2 protein-coding genes are annotated in these 657 nt (G+C 30.7%); both read right to left on the minus strand.

The window, feature by feature from the left end:
• A partial coding sequence (locus FC14_RS04160) for a helix-turn-helix domain-containing protein (RefSeq protein ID WP_156655733.1) occupies window positions 1–245 on the minus strand: 245 nt, incomplete at its 3' end.
• A gap of 71 nt (window positions 246–316) precedes the next feature.
• The coding region (locus FC14_RS04165) for a helix-turn-helix domain-containing protein (RefSeq protein ID WP_156655734.1) at window positions 317–657 on the minus strand (341 nt) is incomplete at its 5' end.

Below are 657 nucleotides of genomic sequence, written 5' to 3' on the forward strand. Positions count from 1 at the left end.
TTTCTCTTTTTCTTTCTGATATTTACACGAATATTATTATTACGCATACAAGATCTTACACGTTTTAAACCAACCGTAAAATCTAATTTCCCTTCTGCTTTCAACTGAGTGGTCATACTTAAATAACCTAAAGTAAAATTATGTTCTTTCTCCAATTCTAAAATGGCAGAGTAGAGTTGGTCTTGTTGTTTTCGATACGTACTATTACATCGTTTAAACCATTTATAATACGCATCTCTTGTCACTTTGGCAATCTTACTAAGCTTACTAATCGACCAGTGATATTCTTGATGTAATTCTTTAATCGCTATGTACTTTAATTCTTTTTCACCCCTCGATTGCGTATTTCTACTAATTTTTTTGCGAAGGCAATCTCCATTTTTTGTTGTTCTAATTGTGCTTTAAGTAGTCGATTTTCAACTTGTAAGCGTTCAAGATCATTCATTGTTGCTATAGATTTTCTTTTACCACGGTTATCACGAAGTGATTCTGGATCATTATTACTCTTAGTATATTTTTTATACCAGTTATATACTTGTGCATAACTCACATCATATTTTTCGGCTGTTCTATAGTAATTAATATCATGTTTAATCAAGAATTCAATGATTTCTAGGCGTTCTTCAAAGGTAGTTTTTCTGGTTGAATTTCTTTTTT

This window comes from Ligilactobacillus agilis DSM 20509 (assembly GCF_001436215.1).
Taxonomy (GTDB): domain Bacteria; phylum Bacillota; class Bacilli; order Lactobacillales; family Lactobacillaceae; genus Ligilactobacillus; species Ligilactobacillus agilis.